This is a genomic window from Acinetobacter sp. Tol 5 (assembly GCF_019702905.1).
Classification (GTDB): Bacteria; Pseudomonadota; Gammaproteobacteria; order Pseudomonadales; family Moraxellaceae; genus Acinetobacter; species Acinetobacter bereziniae.
Map to the genome: position 1 here is coordinate 1,358,590 of NZ_AP024708.1, position 16,089 is coordinate 1,374,678.

The 16,089-nt window shown below is 39.1% G+C and carries 16 protein-coding genes; 12 read left to right on the forward strand and 4 right to left on the reverse strand.

The genetic code is table 11. The features are described 5' to 3' along the window. The first annotated feature begins 51 nt into the window (after nucleotides 1–51). Nucleotides 52–447: a hypothetical protein gene (locus TOL5_RS06310; RefSeq protein ID WP_009584173.1), complete on the forward strand. Its 396-nt coding sequence runs from the start codon at nucleotides 52–54 to the stop codon at nucleotides 445–447. Then, nucleotides 447–1,223, forward strand: coding sequence for a helix-turn-helix domain-containing protein (locus TOL5_RS06315; RefSeq protein WP_221260679.1), 777 nt, complete (start codon nucleotides 447–449; stop codon nucleotides 1,221–1,223). Before TOL5_RS06310 ends, TOL5_RS06315 begins: the two co-directional genes overlap by 1 nt. A gap of 82 nt (nucleotides 1,224–1,305) precedes the next feature. Here the strand turns inward: TOL5_RS06315 and nadB are convergent, their stop codons facing one another. After that, on the reverse strand, nucleotides 1,306–2,949 hold the full coding sequence (gene nadB, locus TOL5_RS06320; RefSeq protein ID WP_009584216.1) for an L-aspartate oxidase: 1,644 nt from the start codon (nucleotides 2,947–2,949) through the stop codon (nucleotides 1,306–1,308). A 225-nt stretch (nucleotides 2,950–3,174) separates the two neighbouring features. Here nadB and TOL5_RS06325 point away from each other — a divergent pair, with 225 nt between their 5' ends. Beyond that, complete coding sequence (locus TOL5_RS06325) at nucleotides 3,175–4,575, forward strand: Do family serine endopeptidase (RefSeq protein ID WP_121774733.1); 1,401 nt, start codon at nucleotides 3,175–3,177, stop codon at nucleotides 4,573–4,575. A gap of 97 nt (nucleotides 4,576–4,672) precedes the next feature. Further along, nucleotides 4,673–5,125 carry an acyl-CoA thioesterase gene (locus TOL5_RS06330; RefSeq protein WP_004829286.1) on the forward strand — a complete coding sequence of 151 codons (453 nt, stop codon included), beginning with the start codon at nucleotides 4,673–4,675 and terminating at the stop codon, nucleotides 5,123–5,125. Between the two features lie 138 nt (nucleotides 5,126–5,263). Here the strand turns inward: TOL5_RS06330 and TOL5_RS06335 are convergent, their stop codons facing one another. Genes TOL5_RS06335 through TOL5_RS06345 form a run of 3 tightly spaced genes read right to left on the reverse strand, consistent with a single transcriptional unit; the run spans nucleotide 5,264 to nucleotide 8,765 of the window. Next, on the reverse strand, nucleotides 5,264–6,118 hold the full coding sequence (locus TOL5_RS06335) for a phosphatase PAP2 family protein (RefSeq protein ID WP_035300042.1): 855 nt from the start codon (nucleotides 6,116–6,118) through the stop codon (nucleotides 5,264–5,266). Further along, nucleotides 6,115–7,737 (reverse strand): ArnT family glycosyltransferase, encoded by a 1,623-nt coding sequence (locus TOL5_RS06340; RefSeq protein ID WP_121774734.1) that lies wholly within the window; start codon nucleotides 7,735–7,737, stop codon nucleotides 6,115–6,117. Before TOL5_RS06340 ends, TOL5_RS06335 begins: the two co-directional genes overlap by 4 nt. After that, nucleotides 7,734–8,765, reverse strand: coding sequence for a glycosyltransferase family 2 protein (locus tag TOL5_RS06345; protein WP_046761563.1), 1,032 nt, complete (start codon nucleotides 8,763–8,765; stop codon nucleotides 7,734–7,736). The genes TOL5_RS06340 and TOL5_RS06345 overlap by 4 nt, the downstream gene beginning before the upstream one ends. A 107-nt stretch (nucleotides 8,766–8,872) precedes the next feature. Here TOL5_RS06345 and TOL5_RS06350 point away from each other — a divergent pair, with 107 nt between their 5' ends. The 8 genes from TOL5_RS06350 to recO all read left to right on the forward strand — a co-directional run bounded on the left by TOL5_RS06350 (nucleotide 8,873) and on the right by recO (nucleotide 16,087). After that, on the forward strand, nucleotides 8,873–9,886 hold the full coding sequence (locus TOL5_RS06350; RefSeq protein WP_227543997.1) for a lysylphosphatidylglycerol synthase domain-containing protein: 1,014 nt from the start codon (nucleotides 8,873–8,875) through the stop codon (nucleotides 9,884–9,886). A 171-nt stretch (nucleotides 9,887–10,057) separates the two neighbouring features. Continuing rightward, nucleotides 10,058–11,875 (forward strand): translation elongation factor 4, encoded by a 1,818-nt coding sequence (gene lepA, locus TOL5_RS06355; protein ID WP_004829275.1) that lies wholly within the window; start codon nucleotides 10,058–10,060, stop codon nucleotides 11,873–11,875. 21 nt (nucleotides 11,876–11,896) lie between these two features. Next, nucleotides 11,897–12,751: a signal peptidase I gene (lepB, locus tag TOL5_RS06360; RefSeq protein ID WP_009584153.1), complete on the forward strand. Its 855-nt coding sequence runs from the start codon at nucleotides 11,897–11,899 to the stop codon at nucleotides 12,749–12,751. Nucleotides 12,752–13,070: 319 nt separating this feature from the next. Continuing rightward, nucleotides 13,071–13,445: a DUF4845 domain-containing protein gene (locus TOL5_RS06365; RefSeq protein ID WP_004829270.1), complete on the forward strand. Its 375-nt coding sequence runs from the start codon at nucleotides 13,071–13,073 to the stop codon at nucleotides 13,443–13,445. Then, nucleotides 13,417–14,109, forward strand: a complete 693-nt coding sequence (gene rnc / locus TOL5_RS06370) for a ribonuclease III (protein ID WP_004829269.1) — start codon at nucleotides 13,417–13,419, stop codon at nucleotides 14,107–14,109. Before TOL5_RS06365 ends, rnc begins: the two co-directional genes overlap by 29 nt. Before the next feature lie 5 nt (nucleotides 14,110–14,114). Further along, on the forward strand, nucleotides 14,115–15,143 hold the full coding sequence (gene era / locus TOL5_RS06375; RefSeq protein ID WP_004829267.1) for a GTPase Era: 1,029 nt from the start codon (nucleotides 14,115–14,117) through the stop codon (nucleotides 15,141–15,143). Nucleotides 15,144–15,164: 21 nt separating this feature from the next. After that, nucleotides 15,165–15,356, forward strand: a complete 192-nt coding sequence (locus tag TOL5_RS06380) for an NF038104 family lipoprotein (RefSeq protein WP_004829266.1) — start codon at nucleotides 15,165–15,167, stop codon at nucleotides 15,354–15,356. Between the two features lie 11 nt (nucleotides 15,357–15,367). Continuing rightward, a complete protein-coding gene (recO, locus tag TOL5_RS06385) occupies nucleotides 15,368–16,087 on the forward strand; it encodes a DNA repair protein RecO (RefSeq protein WP_121774735.1) in 720 nt (239 codons plus the stop codon). Nucleotides 16,088–16,089 lie beyond the last annotated feature (2 nt).

Here is a 16,089-nt window from a genome sequence, read left to right on the forward strand (position 1 = left end):
TTCATGTGAGCACAATAAAATGATAATTATTCTTATTTGAGGAGCCATGCCATGTTTATCCAAAATTTAGAAAATTTTCCAATCATCCCTGTGAGCTTCCGACCCGATGATGCCGTTTCAGTCAGTGAAACCATTGCCATATATGAATCATTACTTAGCCGAAAAGAAACATTTGTCTTTCTCAGTGAAGGCGCATTTCCTGCACAAAAGGCGGATCACGAGGCACGTAAACAGGTTGCTGCTTGGGTAAAGTCAAAACGTGAGATTTTGGCACAATACGTTAAAGCATTTATCCATATTGAGCCAGATGCAGATATTCGCTTGGAAACTCAAAAGTTTGCCAATAATTTTATTAAGTTCTCAGGTTATCCGATGTTTATTGTCGATAATCATCAACAAGCGAATAAAATAATTGATGCTGTGCTCAGGAGAAAAATGGGCGAATAATGATGCAAAATGAAACCTTCCATTCACAATTGGATCAGCATAATTTGCCCTTATTTGTATTAAAAATCGATCGGCAAGTTCCAGACTGGGAATTTGCTTCTCACCAACATGAGCAAAGTCAGTTATTGGCAACTACAAGCGGATTAATTACGGTTGAAACACCATCAGGAATTTGGGTAGTTCCAGCGCAGCATGCCTTATGGATTCCATCAAATACCTTACATAAAGTCAGTAGTTACGGTATTTCAACAGGTTATGTAGCATTTGTTAATACTGTGTTGCAGCATTTTTCAGCACACACATGTACCATGTTACAAATGACCCATTTAATGAATGCAATGTTAGAACGGGTTGAAACATTTTCTGAAACATCATTTGTAGAAAACAATCGACGTTTAATGGACTGTTTGCTAGATGAAATACAGTCTACTGCTCACCCAATATTTTATTTACCGATGCCAAAAGATTCGCGTATGTTACAGATCGCGCATGATTTATTAAAACAACCAGATCAAAATCTAAATTTGGCTGAATGGGCGAGTCGTTGCTGTATGAGCGAACGCAGTTTGACACGGATTTTTCATCACAATACTGGAATGAGTATTAATCAATGGCGGCGAAAATTACATGTGGTCATGGCACTGCAATGGTTGACTGATGGGGATTCAGTCCATCAAGTTGCAATGAAATTGGGCTATGACAGTGATAGTTCTTTTATCGTCATGTTTAAGAAAATTATGCATCTATCGCCAAAAAGCTATATGCGACAATCATGAGAAATAATCAATAAAACCCAAGTGCGTTATTATGCAAAAAATGAATAATAGCCAGAATTATCTGGCTATTTAACTGTCCTTTTTAAACTTCAGCATTCACTAAAGGGGTTTCGACCGTAAAGTTAGGAGGGGTCAAAACGGTTTTTCTTAACTCGTTAGAAAGCTCAGGATAGTCTAGTGTGTAATGTAGACCCCGTGACTCTTTACGTTGCATCGCACAGCGCACGATCATTTCTGAAACCATGACCAGATTCCGTAATTCAATCAAGTTCTTACTGACATGGTAGTCTTGATAATACTCAGTAATCTCTTTTTTAAGCATTTCAATACGGTGTAAGGCACGTTGCAAACGTTTCGTGGTACGAACAATACCAACATAGTTCCACATGGTTTGGCGTAGCTCATCCCAGTTTTGTAAGATGACCACATCCTCATCTGGATTTGTCGACTGTGATGCATCCCATTCAGGAACATTCGGGCTTTCAAATTGGTGGTCAAATTTGGCTTCAATATCTTTTGCCGCACTCATGCCATATACGAAACACTCCAGCAGAGAATTACTTGCCATACGGTTTGCACCATGTAAACCTGTATAGGATGTCTCGCCAATCGCATATAAACCTGCAATGTCTGTTTGGCTGTTTTCATCCACAACGACACCACCACAGGTATAGTGTGCAGCTGGTACGACTGGAATCATATCCTGAGTAATATCAATTCCCAACTCCAAGAGACGAGCATACAGGGTAGGGAAGTGCTCTTTGACAAATTCTTTAGGTTTATGACTAATGTCCAACCAGACATGCCGAATACCTAGACGTTTGATTTCATAGTCAATTGCACGGGCGACAATATCTCGTGGAGCAAGCTCAGCACGTTCGTCAAAGCGTAACATGAAACGTTCGCCATCAGGGAGACGTAAATACGCACCTTCGCCTCGCATCGCTTCAGTGATTAAGAAAGAGCGTGCTTGAGGGTGATATAAACAGGTTGGATGAAATTGATTAAATTCCATATTTGCAACACGACAACCTGCTCGATATGCCATGGCAATTCCATCACCAGTCGCAATATCAGGGTTCGAGGTGTACAAATAAGCTTTCATAGCGCCCCCACAAGCAAGTGCGGTAAATGGGGCTAAAAACGTATGTACTTTTTCGTTGCTTTCATCTAAGGCATAAAGACCCACTGCTCGGTTCTGTTGTTGTTTGTGCCCCAGCTTATGTGTAGTGATTAAATCAATCGCAATGTAGTTTTCAAAAATTTCGATATTTTTCTTTTCACGGGCTCTTTCAACTAAGGTGGTTGAAATCGCTTTTCCAGTGGCATCAGCTGAATGGATAATACGCCTTTGAGAATGTCCACCTTCACGGGTCAAGTGTAGTTGCTCATCTTCATCTAAGGTAAACTGAACACCGTGGTTTAACAGGAAATCGACTGAAGGTCGTCCACCTTCAACAGTATGCTTCACTGCATCAAGCTCACATAAATGCGCGCCTGCAATCATAGTGTCATCAATATGCTGTTGAATAGAATCAGTTTCATCAAGCACAGCAGCAACACCACCTTGAGCATAATAAGTGCTTGCATCTGTCAATGTAGATTTTGCTAAAACAGCAATATTGAAATGTTCAGGTAAGGATAAGGCTAAACTTAAGCCTGCACCGCCACTACCCACAATAATCACATCGAATTGATGAGTTGTGTTTAAATTAGGCATGTCCATCAGCTAATTTGAAAAATGTTTGCTAATAACACTCTTTTTTTTAACAAATTACAATAGTTAGATGCGTCAGATTTTAGTATAAATAGGCTATTCTCAGTCTCTTAATATGATTTTAAGTAAAGTATTGTTTTATAAAAAAATGTAAACATATTATTACGCAAAGACATCAAATAATATGTTACAAATATTTTTTAAGCACAATCATCAGATGTAGGTTCGTGATAAATGAGTAATGGTCTAATGCAAAAAGGAATGTATGCAGCAGTATTCACTGTCGCTGCGGCTACATCACAAGTACAAGCTTCAACACCTGTCGATTTCTCTAATTTGGTTGAACAGGTGAGTCCGGCAGTTGTTAGTGTAAACGTTGTGAAAAAACTGTCTCAGGAAGAATTGCTACAGCAGCAAGTGCCTGAAATTCTGAAACGTTTCTTTGGTAATCAGATCATTATTCCGCAACAGCGAGCGCCACAAGAAAAAACAGCTTATGGCAGTGCATTCTTTATCAGTAAAGATGGTTATCTACTCACCAACCATCACGTGGTTGAAGATGCTTCTAAAGTGACCATCATGCTCAATGACCGTCGCGAAATTGATGCTAAAGTGGTGGGGAGTGATGAACGTACAGATGTGGCTTTGCTTAAAGTTGAAGGAAATAATTTCCCATCATTGTCGGTAGGCAATGTCGATCAACTTAAAGTGGGGCAGCCTGTACTTGCGATTGGTTCACCATTTGGTTTTGACTATTCTGCATCAGCAGGTATTGTCAGTGCGAAATCGCGAAATATGATGGGCGAAACTTCTGTTCCATTTATTCAAACTGATGTTGCCTTAAACCCTGGTAACTCAGGTGGTCCATTGTTTAACCAACAAGGTCAAGTGGTTGGAGTAAATTCACGTATCTTTAGTGGTACAGGTGGATATATGGGCTTGTCATTCTCTATTCCGATAGATGTCGCGATGGATGTCGTGGACCAACTGAAGAAGAATGGTAAGGTGACACGCTCATATCTTGGTGTAATGTTACAAGATATCGATCGAAATCTTGCGGAAGCGTATAAGTTGGATAAACCCGAAGGTTCATTGATTACTCAAGTGGCACCAAATTCGCCAGCAGAAAAAGCGGGCTTTAAATCAGGCGATGTGATCCTAAAATATAATGGTTCACCAATTTCACGTACTTCAGAATTATTGAATTATTTGAATCGTACTCAACCAAATCAATCTGTGAAACTTGAAGTATTGCGTGATGATAAGCCGAGAGTGATTACAGCAACATTAACTGTTGCTCCTGATGATACTCCTGCAAAAGTTGATAATACGACAACGTCAGCTAAGCCTCACAAAGGCCCTGTGATTGGTGTTTCGATTCGTGCTTTGACTGAGCAAGAAAAGAATCGTTTAAATGTGAAAGGTGGTGTGTTAATTCAAGATGTAACACGAGGCGGTTTGGCTGCTCAATCTCGAATCTTGCCAGGTGATGTGATTACGCAAGTGAACAATAAGAAAATCAACACACCGAATGATTTCGTGGATGCTGTAGCAGAGTTGCAGAAAAATACCGTTGCACGTGTGGCAATTGTGCGTGAAGGGCAACATGCGATGATTGGATTACGTATTCAATAAATCGAATTGATGTGAATCAGCCACTCTAAGAGTGGCTTTTTTATGTCAAAATGCAGCAGATTTTTTAAATAGTGATCAAGAGAGAAGGAACGTTTACATGAGCTCAGTATTTGATTTGGTTCTTCAAGTTAAACCAGAACATATCGATGTTTTAGGTCATGTGAATAATGTTGTCTATGTGCAATGGATGCAGGATGTGGCTTCAGCACATATTGAAACCTTAGGTGTGGGCTTAGATCAATATTTAGAAATGAAGCATGCTATGGTAGCCGTGGAGCATCATGTGCAGTACCGTAAAGCAGCGATGTTAGATGATAAGATCATTTTACGGACATGGCTCTATGATATTAACGCCTTGTATTCTTTCCGTCAGTATGCGTTTTTTAATGCCAAAGATCAGACTTTACTATTTACAGGCAATACCAAATGGGCGTGCATTGAAATTGCCACAGGTCGCCCAAAGCGCATGTCACCAACCTTTATACAGGCTTATCAACCGATAAATACAGACATAGATCCTTATGATTTAAACTCAATCGTAACAGTTTGAATCAAGACTCATGATTTGTTTTGAGTTTGATCATTAAAATAGTTTGGATTAATTCATCCAATAAAATATTACAGGTTGAATATTGCTTTATAAGTTAAAGAAAAAGGTAAAACTCAAGTGCGAGTGAAAACTTTAAATTTAAGATTTATTTTTCTCAAAAGCAACAGTCTGTAGTTGAATTGACGTTGAACGTAATCGTGGGCGGTAGCTGTGATCAAAGACCAATTTAACCCGAAAATTTAGCTCGATTAGAATAAGGGTAATGTAGGTCAAAGCACAGACAGATAATAATTTTGCCAAACCTAAAGCAAGTGGATAACCACCATCAAAACGCCATAGAAAACCTGCACTGATTGCGGCTAAAGCATATAAAATATTGGCACTAAAACGAGTTCGACCAATTTGTTTGGTTTTTGAGGACAGTTTTAGGATGATTGTTGCGCTATACCATCCCCACAGCGCACCAATCACAATATCTAATGGCCAGTGAACACCAACCACCACACGGCTTAATGCGATCAACGTTGCCAATGAAATTACACAGAAAGTAAATGCTCTGTGATATCTAAAACTATTGAGCTTAATATATTTACTCAATACACCCGCCAGTACAAATGCTGTTGCGGCATGACCGGAAGGGAAGCTATGATATTTTAGTGTCTTTCCGATGATCTCAACATTGTCTATGCCTAGATAAGTAATCGGACGAACAATTTCAAGGAATTGTTTAACGACATGTACACCTAAGCCAGTAATGAGTACGGCAAGAAGACCTAACCAAAGTAGATGAGCGTTGTGACGACAGAAAAATATCAACAGGACATAAGCCGTTAAACCATCTCCCATAAAGGTTATATTTTGCCAAAACCAATCTGAGTGTGGTGGCATTCCATTGATCATTAAGAAAAGCGGCGTATTGATTGCATAATAGTGATGAATAAGTTCCCAAGCTAAAACGCAAAATATTGGAACAATAAAGAATAGAATCATCATGAACTTCCTTTCATTTTTGGAAGTTTGACTAAAACAACACCTCCTTTGTTGAATAGAACTTCTGCATTAGGAAAGGCTTGAAGATTTTCTAAACCTGTAAAAACCACCTCGCCAGGTCTAGGTTCTCGTATAGGAACAACTTTTTGTAAGTAGATACTGAAACTGGGCATGTCATGACGCCACATCACAATGGGTTGCGTAATCTTCTGCGCAAATATTCCAGCTTGTTTGACAGGCTGCTGCTGGATAGATGCATAGGCAGGTATCACTACATGAATGATGGTTAAACTGAAAATGATGCTGGCTAAAACCTGACGTAGCCAAAGCACGTATTGACTACGGAATAAAATGATGAGTATGAGGAGGAGTGCGAAAAAAATAGAAAGCCGATATTGCAAATCCAAAAATGGTAATCCATCCCGGACCATTGCCACCACTTCAATTTTCTTTTCATGCGCAATAACGTACTGTCCAATTTCTGGAAGAAAAATCAGCAGCAGCATCAATAAAATGATGGGTAATGCGACTAAGTAGCGTGATCGCAGTTGATCGCGATATTTTGCCATCAGGATAAAAATTGGTGTTACACCATATAAAAGATAATGTGGAAGCTGGGTTTTAGAAAAGCTGAAGAATATCAGCACAAATAAAAACCAGCTCCAGCAAAAAATATCGAGCGAATCAAGACGCTTTAAAGCAGAAGAAGAAAGAAACAGCCGCAGATGACTTAATAACTGAAGAAAGAAACCTGTGACAGGCATAAAAACCAATAAACTTACAGGCAGGTAGTAAAGTAAATTCCCACCATGATTTTCCATCGTATTGGAAAATCGACAAAGATTGTGCTTTAAGAAAAAGCCGTCAATAAATGCTTGCCCTTGTGCGAGATATTCAGCAATGTACCAAGGTAAGAAAACTGTAAGGCAGATTAACCATCCAAGTGGATTGATTAGTAAACGTTGCCAAGCTTTAATTTTTTTACTTAATAAGGCGTAAATTGTGATGCTGGCAATGGGGATTAAAATAGCAATCGGACCTTTGGTTAGCACACCTAAACCGACCCATAAATAAGCGCGTAAGGCATATTTTGCCGAGCTTTGTTGAGTGTCTTGCTGATTAAAATGACGATAAGCATCAAATAACGCAAGACAGATCCATAAATTAAGCAAAGCATCAGCTGTGGCTGCGCGTGCGATAATTGAAATGATCAAGGAGCTGGCGAGTAAAATACATGCTGTAGTCGCTTTCGATGTGTTTAAAAAATGCCTGCAAAACTCATAAACAGCCCAACACCAAAGCGTCGCACAGATTGCAGAAGGAAGGCGTAGTGAAAATTCATTTAATCCAAACAGCGACACTGAAAGCGCTTGAAGCCAGTAAATCAAAATGGGTTTATCAAATCGTAATTCACCTCCCATATAGGTGGTGATATAATCGCCTCGAATTAACATTTCCATGGTCGCAGAACTAAAAGCACCTTCATCAAGATCAAATAATGGTGAGCTTCCCAAACCCATTAAAAAATTCAAAGCGAGCAATAAAATTAACCAACGCGATTGAAAAAGTTTTTGGGTTGATTGAAAAAGCGGGGAGATCAATATTGCTGTCTGACCTGTCATTGCCCCCTCCGATGCTGGTAAACACGACGGATCAGATAACTTTTATGATTTTTACTGTCTAGATAAGTTCGAGTAATCAGTTCAGCGATAATACCAGTCATCAAAAATTGTAGTGACATCAACACGCACATCACGCCAATGAGCAGCATGGGACGTGTCCCGATGGAGTGACCCAGAATATATTTATCAATTGCCAGATAGGTCAGCATCACACTACCGATACAGCCTAAGAGCAGTCCGATTGAACCAAATAAATGACCGGGACGCATGAGATAACGTTGAAAGAACATCACTGACATTAAATCTAATATCACGCGAATCGTTCGAGAAATACCATATTTGGATTGCCCGAATTGTCTGGCATGGTGACGTACTGGTACCTCTCCAATACGTGATACGGGAACGACACTGGCAACCCACAGAGGAATAAAACGATGCATTTCGCCGACTAAACGGATTTGTTTGATAATTTCGGCACGGTATATTTTTAGGCTGCATCCATAATCATGTAAGCGTAGACCTGATATTCGACCAATCAACCGATTGGCGAGTAAGGAAGGAATTTTTCTTAACAATAAGGCGTCTTGTCGGTTTTTACGCCACCCCACCAAGAGATCAAGATCCTGATCGATCAGTTGTTGCAACATGGCTGGAATATCATGTGGATCGTTCTGTAAGTCACCATCCATCGTCACAATATACTGCCCTTGAGACTCGTCAATTCCAGCCTGCATGGCTGCTGTTTGCCCATAGTTGCGGCTTAATTGAATCAGTCGTGCATTTAAAGGGCTTTGAAGTAATTTTTGCTGAATGGTGTTTACAGTAGCATCACAACTACCATCATCAACCACGATTAATTCCCAAGGTTGCTGTTGAGTGCCCAAAGCCCGTTGTATGGTGTCGATTAAAGCGACAACGGTTTCCTCTTCATTGTAAAGAGGAATAATCAGTGAGAAAAAAATAGATGAGTAAGAGGGCTTAAGTAGATATAGCTCTTCCTCAGGTTGTAATAAAAATGCGTTATGCATAGCTGATGTAATTGTTATTGATTCGTGTTTGAATTATATATTGTTAAATTTAACTGAAAGATTACGATTCCATGATTTTTTAATGACAATAACAAAAGGTAGCGCCTGTGTCTGAACAGAGAGATCCAAATATAAATAATCAAGTTGGCAGGCGACCCAAATATTTGCCACAACTGTTACTGATGATTGCCATCGTTTTGTATGGTGTGGTGATTGAATGGTGGTTTGGTTGGTTACAAGTTTTTCAGGCTTGGGCACATGTGCCTATCCAATATTTGATTATGGCTTTGATCTTGATGCAGATGACTTATCTGATACGAGGTTGGCGAATTTATGATTTCTTTTTACCTATTACCCGTGGGCAGGGGATGACATGTTGCCGAATCATGCTGATTCATAATCTACTCAATAACTTATTGCCTTTTCGTTCTGGAGAAATCAGTTTTCCTTTACTGATGCGACGTTATTTTACTGTAAGTCTTAGCTATGCGACCGCGGGATTATTATTGCTTAGAATACTTGATTTACAAGTGCTGCTTGGATTGGGTTTTTTCGCCCTTTTATTGTTAAAACACTCTAATAATGTAGGGTTGTGGGGGGGGATGGTTTTATGGTTCACGTCTCCATTAATAATATTACTTTTTACGCCGTGGCTAAAACGTTATTCAGAAAAGCTCAATACTCAGGGGCGATTGAAAAATTTACTTGAACAAGTTTTATTGGCAATGCCATTACATTTGAACAGTTTACTGCGGAGTTGGTTATTCACGCTCATCTGCTGGGGAAGCAAGATTATGGTTTTTGCAGCTGTTTTAGGCTGGTTCATTCCATTGCAATGGTGGGAAGCAGTGGGTGTGAATATTGGAGGCGAGTTGAGTTCTGTATTGCCTATTCATGCCCCAGCAGGACTTGGGACCTATGAAGCCGCAATTTTGGCAACTGGAAAACTGTTTAATCTCTCAGAAGCTAAAGCATTATTATTTGCCGCTGTACAATTGCATTTGCTGATACTCATCAGCACACTATTCGGTGGTTTAATCGCGTTATTTATCCCTGCTCATGTTCGGTTTGCAATTAAAACTAAGGCAAATAAAAAGCAGGAAAAAGATGAAATAGATTGAAAGGGAAACTTACATACAGCCTATCGGAGAGATAGTTTTTCTCAAAGCCTTACTATATTTTTAACATTGATCTGCTTATACTGTGCAGCAATTGGGAAATTTCATTTTTTGCACGCCATAGGTACTTTTGATATTGAGTACATGATGGTGTACATATTTTTAGAGTAGTTTATGGCAGTAGCTAAGAAGTCTGTTAATATCAATAACATACGCAATTTTTCTATTATCGCTCACATCGACCACGGAAAGTCGACTCTTGCTGACCGATTTATCCAAATGTGTGGTGGATTACAAGATCGTGAAATGCAGGCTCAGGTTTTAGACTCTATGGAGCTTGAGCGTGAGCGTGGAATTACCATTAAAGCGGCTTCGGTAACATTGTATTACACACACCCAAATGGTCAAGAATACCAGTTAAACTTTATTGATACTCCGGGACACGTTGACTTCTCTTATGAAGTTTCTCGCTCATTGGCTGCCTGTGAGGGTGCTTTATTGGTGGTCGATGCTGCACAAGGTGTAGAAGCACAATCAGTTGCCAACTGTTATACCGCCATTGAACAAGGTTTGGAAGTACTGCCAATTTTGAATAAAATTGACTTGCCTCAAGCTGAACCTGAACGTGTAATCCATGAAATTGAAGAAATTATTGGAATTGAAGCAACACATGCACCGACTTGTTCAGCAAAAACAGGTTTAGGTGTTGAGTCAGTTTTAGAAACTTTGGTTGATATTATTCCTGCACCTCAAGGTGATCGTGATGCACCGCTCCAAGCACTGATTATTGACTCATGGTTTGATAACTATTTGGGCGTGGTTTCTTTGGTTCGAATCAAACAAGGTCGTGTGCGTAAAGGCGATAAGATGTTGATGAAATCAACAGGTCAGTCGCATATCATTACCTCAGTGGGTATTTTCAATCCAAAACATACAGAAACAGGCATTTTAGAGGCTGGTGAAGTTGGTTTTGTGATTGCGGGGATCAAAGATATTTTTGGTGCGCCAGTGGGTGATACGATTACACTTGCAACAACACCAGAAGTTGAAACTTTACCGGGCTTTAAAAAGGTCAAACCACAGGTCTATGCGGGCTTGTTCCCAATTGATGCCAGCGATTTTGAACCATTCCGTGAAGCCTTACACAAACTGCAAATCAATGACTCTGCATTATTCTTTGAACCTGAAAGTTCAGATGCGCTTGGTTTTGGTTTCCGCTGTGGCTTCTTAGGCATGTTGCACATGGAAATCGTACAGGAACGTTTAGAACGTGAGTATGATTTAGATCTGATCAGTTCTGCACCAACAGTGATCTATGAAGCATTGATGAAAAATGGTCAAACGATTTATATCGACAGCCCATCTAAAATGCCAGACGGTTCAACTGTAGAAGATTTACGTGAACCCATTGCAGAATGTCATATCCTTGTTCCTCAAGAATATTTGGGCAATGTAATGACGCTGTGCATTGAGCGTCGTGGTGTACAAAAAGATATGAAGTTCTTGGGTAATCAAGTATCGATTAGCTTTGAAATTCCGATGGCTGAAGTGGTCATGGATTTCTTTGATAAATTGAAATCATGCTCACGTGGGTTTGCCTCTTTAGATTATAACTTTGTCCGTTTTGAAAGTTCATCTCTGGTTAAGGTTGATGTATTAATTAATGGTGATAAGGTTGATGCTTTAGCAATGATTTGTCATCGTAATGATGCACGTCACCGCGGTATTGCTTTAGTTGAAAAAATGAAGGATTTGATTCCACGTCAAATGTTTGATGTTGCGATTCAAGCCGCAATTGGTGCGCAAATCATTGCGCGTTCAACGGTAAAAGCGATGCGTAAAAACGTATTGGCTAAATGTTATGGTGGTGACGTTTCTCGTAAGAAGAAATTGTTATCTAAACAAAAAGAAGGTAAGAAACGTATGAAGCAGGTGGGTAGTGTTGAAATCCCACAAGAAGCGTTCCTTGCTGTGTTAAAAGTAGAAAGATAAAAACTAGAGGTCTGATTGGTCATGGATTTTGATTTTAATTTAATTCTCGTTCCTGTAACGCTGGTATTTTTTGCGCTGTGGTTACTTGATAAGTTTGTACTGAAACAACGTGCAACAAAAGGAAAGGGGAATGAAAATGTCGTTATTTCATGGGCATATGATTTCTGGCCTGTTCTAGCGGTTGTTCTTGTTTTACGCTCTTTCTTCTTTGAGCCATTCAATATTCCTTCTGACTCTATGGTTCCGACCCTAGAGACAGGAGATTATATTTTGGTCAATAAGTTTCAGTATGGCGTACGTTTACCAATTACCAATACCAAGATTCTGGATATTGGTGAACCACAACGTGGTGATGTTGCTGTATTCCGTTATCCAGAAAATCCAAAAATTAGCTATATCAAGCGTATTATTGGATTACCGGGTGACCATATTGAATTTAATCAAGGTCAGTTGACGATTAATGGCAAAAATGTAGAGCAAGTTCCAGCTGAATTTAGTCGTGAAAAAGATATTTTAGATACACCAAAATCGATTTACTACTATGAAACAATGGGTACCCATAAGCATTTAGTTCGTTTATTGGAAGGTCAAAACCCGCTTGTTGCTGCATTCAATTATGCACAGAACAAACAAGACTTACCTTATGTAGCGACTGCAAATGATCGCTTTGTGAAGTCAAATGGTCAAAGTTGGGAAGTGACTGTGCCTAAAGGTCAATATTTTGCGATGGGTGATAACCGTGACCAAAGTGCCGACAGTCGTTTTTGGGGATTTGTACCTGAAGAGAATTTAACAGGACATGCAATTTATGTTTGGATGCATAAAGAGCCAGGTCTAAAAATTCCATCATTTAGCCGTAATGGAGCAATTCAATAAAACCTAGTTGCAGCAAGTGTTAGAAATAAAGAAAGGTCAATGTTTATTGACCTTTCTTTTTTATCTGTTAAAACTATGAAGTTATATTGATTTATAAGAAAAATAAAACAGAACAAATGATTTGAACTAGCAACTTGACGTCGTTTAAAGGATAATAGTGGCGATAAATTTTTTATCACAGTATTGTTTTCCAGTGTATAAGAAGTTTATAGCCAATTGAAAATGATGAATCTGCCTAAATCAAATGGTTTGATCTTGGCGTTTGCTGATTTTTTAATTGTCATTAGGGATTATTTATTCTTACCTGTTGGATAAAAAAATGCGTAAAAATCAACAAGGCGCTTCATATATTGGAATTTTATTGGGGATAATTGCTTTAGCTTTTATGTTGAAAATCATAGTAGCTGTATGGCCATTATACTGGGATGATCGTGTGATTAACGGTCAAATTGTAGAGCAAATCAAAAATAGCTCTGCTGAAATCACACCATTGAAATTTGCAACAGAAGTTGACAAAAGGTTAGAAATGAACAATATCCGAGACACTAAATTCGAAGATATTGCGACTGTTTCAACTAAAGATGGTTTACAAGTGACTAAAAAATATGAAGTACGGAAAAATTTCATGCTGAATATTGATTTAGTCCTCACTTTCGAGAAGAGTTTTGATCAAAGGTCAGTTGAAAGTAAGTGATCTTCGCTTACAAAGTAGAATCGGTTACCAGTTTAAACAACCCGAGTTATTACAACTCGCGCTGACTCATCGTTCGGTGAGTCACAAACACAACTATGAGCGTCTAGAGTTTCTGGGTGACTCATTGTTGGGGATGATCATCGCAAATTACTTATATAATGCCTATCCGCATGAAAATGAAGGGCGTTTAACCCGTATGCGTGCAACTTTAGTGCGTCAAGAAGCGTTGGGTAAGATTGCCAATGACTTAAAATTAAGTCAAAGTTTAATTTTAAGTACAGGTGAATTGAAATCTGGCGGTCATCATCGTGAGTCAATATTGGCAGATACTGTTGAAGCGATCATTGGGGCGATTTATACAGAAAGTCAAGATTTACCTTTGTTGGAATCCATTGTTCTGAAATGGTATGAACCTTATTTGGATCATATCGAACCTACAGATCAGTTAAAAGACCCGAAATCACGCTTACAAGAGTATTTACAAGCCCGTAAAAAACATCTCCCTGTTTATGAGGTGGTTGATATTCAAGGTGATGCACCCAATCAACATTTTAAAGTAGAATGTACTATAGATGGCTTACCTAAAATGATGGGTGAGGGATCGAGTCGCCGTTTTGCAGAACAGGCAGTCGCGGCGGATTTTTTAAAGCTATTGGAGCAGTAAACTGCATGAATACACATTCCGATCACAATGATGCTGATCACGAGTCGTCTGAAAACGGCAATGATTTAATTAATCAATTTTTTAGCTCACAAGGCACTGAAATTCCTTCGGATTATCGCAGTGGTTTTGTGGCAATCGTGGGACGTCCAAATGTGGGTAAATCCACTTTGATGAACCATTTATTAGGTCAAAAGTTATCGATTACTTCACGTAAACCGCAAACCACTCGCCATAAAATCATTGGTATTGATAGCCGTGAAAAGTCGCAGGCAGTTTTTGTGGATACTCCGGGTATGCATAAAAAAGAAGTGCGTGCCATCAATAAAATGATGAACAAAGCTGCACACTCTGCTTTACGTGATGTCAATCTGGTTTTATTTGTGCTTGATGCCCAAAAATGGACCCAAAACGATGAGTTGGTTTTAGAGAAACTTAAAAACGCAGAAATGCCAGTGGTTCTCATCATCAACAAGATTGATACCTTAGAAAATAAGCGTATGGTGTTGCCGTTGATTCAAGAACGTGCAAAGTTAATGAATTTTGCTGAAATTGTTCCAGTGTCTGCATTGCGCGGTGCAAACTTGGATCATTTGCGTGATGCGATTGAAAAATATCTACCTTTCCAACCGCCATTGTACTCATTGGATCAGTTGACTGACCGTTCTGAACGCTTTCTTGCGAGCGAAATTATTCGTGAGAAAATTATGCGTCAGTTAGGTGAAGAACTTCCTTATGATTTAACAGTTCAAATTGAATCCTTTAAAACAGAAGAAGCAACGATCAATGAAAAGACTGGTCGTCCTAAAGCTGCATGTACATACATTGATGCTACAATTTTTGTTGATCGCCCTGGTCAGAAAGCCATCGTGATTGGTGAAAAAGGTGCTAAGCTGAAAAAAATTGGTATGGATGCTCGTATCGACATGGAAAAAATGTTTGAGCAAAAAATCATGTTAACGCTTTGGGTCAAAGTTAAAGGTGGTTGGTCTGATGACGAACGTGCTTTAAAAAGTCTAGGCTATAGCGATATTTAAGTCATTTTGTTGGGAACTGTCATGATCCGAGTTATTTCCATTCTTGCATGCGTCATAATGCTACAAGGCTGTATTACTAAAATTGTGACGGTTCCAGTCAAAGTTGCTTATAAAACTACAAAAGGCGTAGTCAAAGGGACTGCGGCTGTTGTGGGAGCTGTTATTCCTGATGGGGATGACGATGAAGACAAGAAAAAAGAAAAGGATGATTAAGATAAAGCAAGATGCGCAATGAAATCTTGCATGGTTATTTAATCCATCATCGAAAATACCGCGAACGCAGTCATATTGTACACTTGTTTACGCAAGAGCATGGTCGCGTCGATGGTATTCTTCGACAAAGTCCACCTCCTCAATATCAACCGATTACCTTGCAAGCTTCAGGAAAATCTGAGCTTAAAAACTTTTCTAAACTGGAAATTTTAAATCAGCCGATTTTCTTTTATGGAGATGCCTTTTTTTCAGGTTTCTACCTCAATGAGATCATTCTTAGGCTTTGTCCACTTGAAGAAATGATGCCTGAAACTTTTCAGCAATATCATATGACATTGCAACATTTGCAGAAATTAGCTGAACATACACAGGCAGATTTATTTCTTCGACAAATTTTACGTCTGTTTGAACATGCGCTTCTTGAAGAGTTAGGCTTTCCATTGGATTATGAACATGATTCAAATCAACAGATGATTATTCCCGCACAACGTTATCAGTTCCAATTATCAGAAGGCTTTACTCCTGTATCACATACTTCTTCAGCCACTTTGCTCGGACAACAAATTTTGAGTATGGCAAGCTATGAAAAAGGTAGGGATTTTAGTCCAGAACAGTTACAATTATTGTCCAAGCTCTACCGACAAATGATTACATCGCTTTTGGGTGATCGACCATTAAAAAGTCGTCAGCTTTGGGTTCAAAACGCTCAATCTAAATCTTTGAGCCGTTAATT

Coding starts and splice junctions, on each gene's coding strand:
- TOL5_RS06310 (WP_009584173.1), top strand. CDS start 52: ATGTTTATCCAAAATTTAGAAAATTTTCCAATCATCCCTGTGAGCTTC.
- era (WP_004829267.1), top strand. CDS start 14,115: ATGAATACACATTCCGATCACAATGATGCTGATCACGAGTCGTCTGAA.
- TOL5_RS06340 (WP_121774734.1), bottom strand. CDS start 7,737: ATGACAGGTCAGACAGCAATATTGATCTCCCCGCTTTTTCAATCAACC.
- TOL5_RS06345 (WP_046761563.1), bottom strand. CDS start 8,765: ATGCATAACGCATTTTTATTACAACCTGAGGAAGAGCTATATCTACTT.
- lepB (WP_009584153.1), top strand. CDS start 11,897: ATGGATTTTGATTTTAATTTAATTCTCGTTCCTGTAACGCTGGTATTT.
- TOL5_RS06315 (WP_221260679.1), top strand. CDS start 447: ATGATGCAAAATGAAACCTTCCATTCACAATTGGATCAGCATAATTTG.
- TOL5_RS06380 (WP_004829266.1), top strand. CDS start 15,165: ATGATCCGAGTTATTTCCATTCTTGCATGCGTCATAATGCTACAAGGC.
- recO (WP_121774735.1), top strand. CDS start 15,368: ATGCGCAATGAAATCTTGCATGGTTATTTAATCCATCATCGAAAATAC.
- lepA (WP_004829275.1), top strand. CDS start 10,058: ATGGCAGTAGCTAAGAAGTCTGTTAATATCAATAACATACGCAATTTT.
- TOL5_RS06335 (WP_035300042.1), bottom strand. CDS start 6,118: ATGATGATTCTATTCTTTATTGTTCCAATATTTTGCGTTTTAGCTTGG.
- TOL5_RS06365 (WP_004829270.1), top strand. CDS start 13,071: ATGCGTAAAAATCAACAAGGCGCTTCATATATTGGAATTTTATTGGGG.
- TOL5_RS06325 (WP_121774733.1), top strand. CDS start 3,175: ATGAGTAATGGTCTAATGCAAAAAGGAATGTATGCAGCAGTATTCACT.
- nadB (WP_009584216.1), bottom strand. CDS start 2,949: ATGGACATGCCTAATTTAAACACAACTCATCAATTCGATGTGATTATT.
- TOL5_RS06330 (WP_004829286.1), top strand. CDS start 4,673: ATGAGCTCAGTATTTGATTTGGTTCTTCAAGTTAAACCAGAACATATC.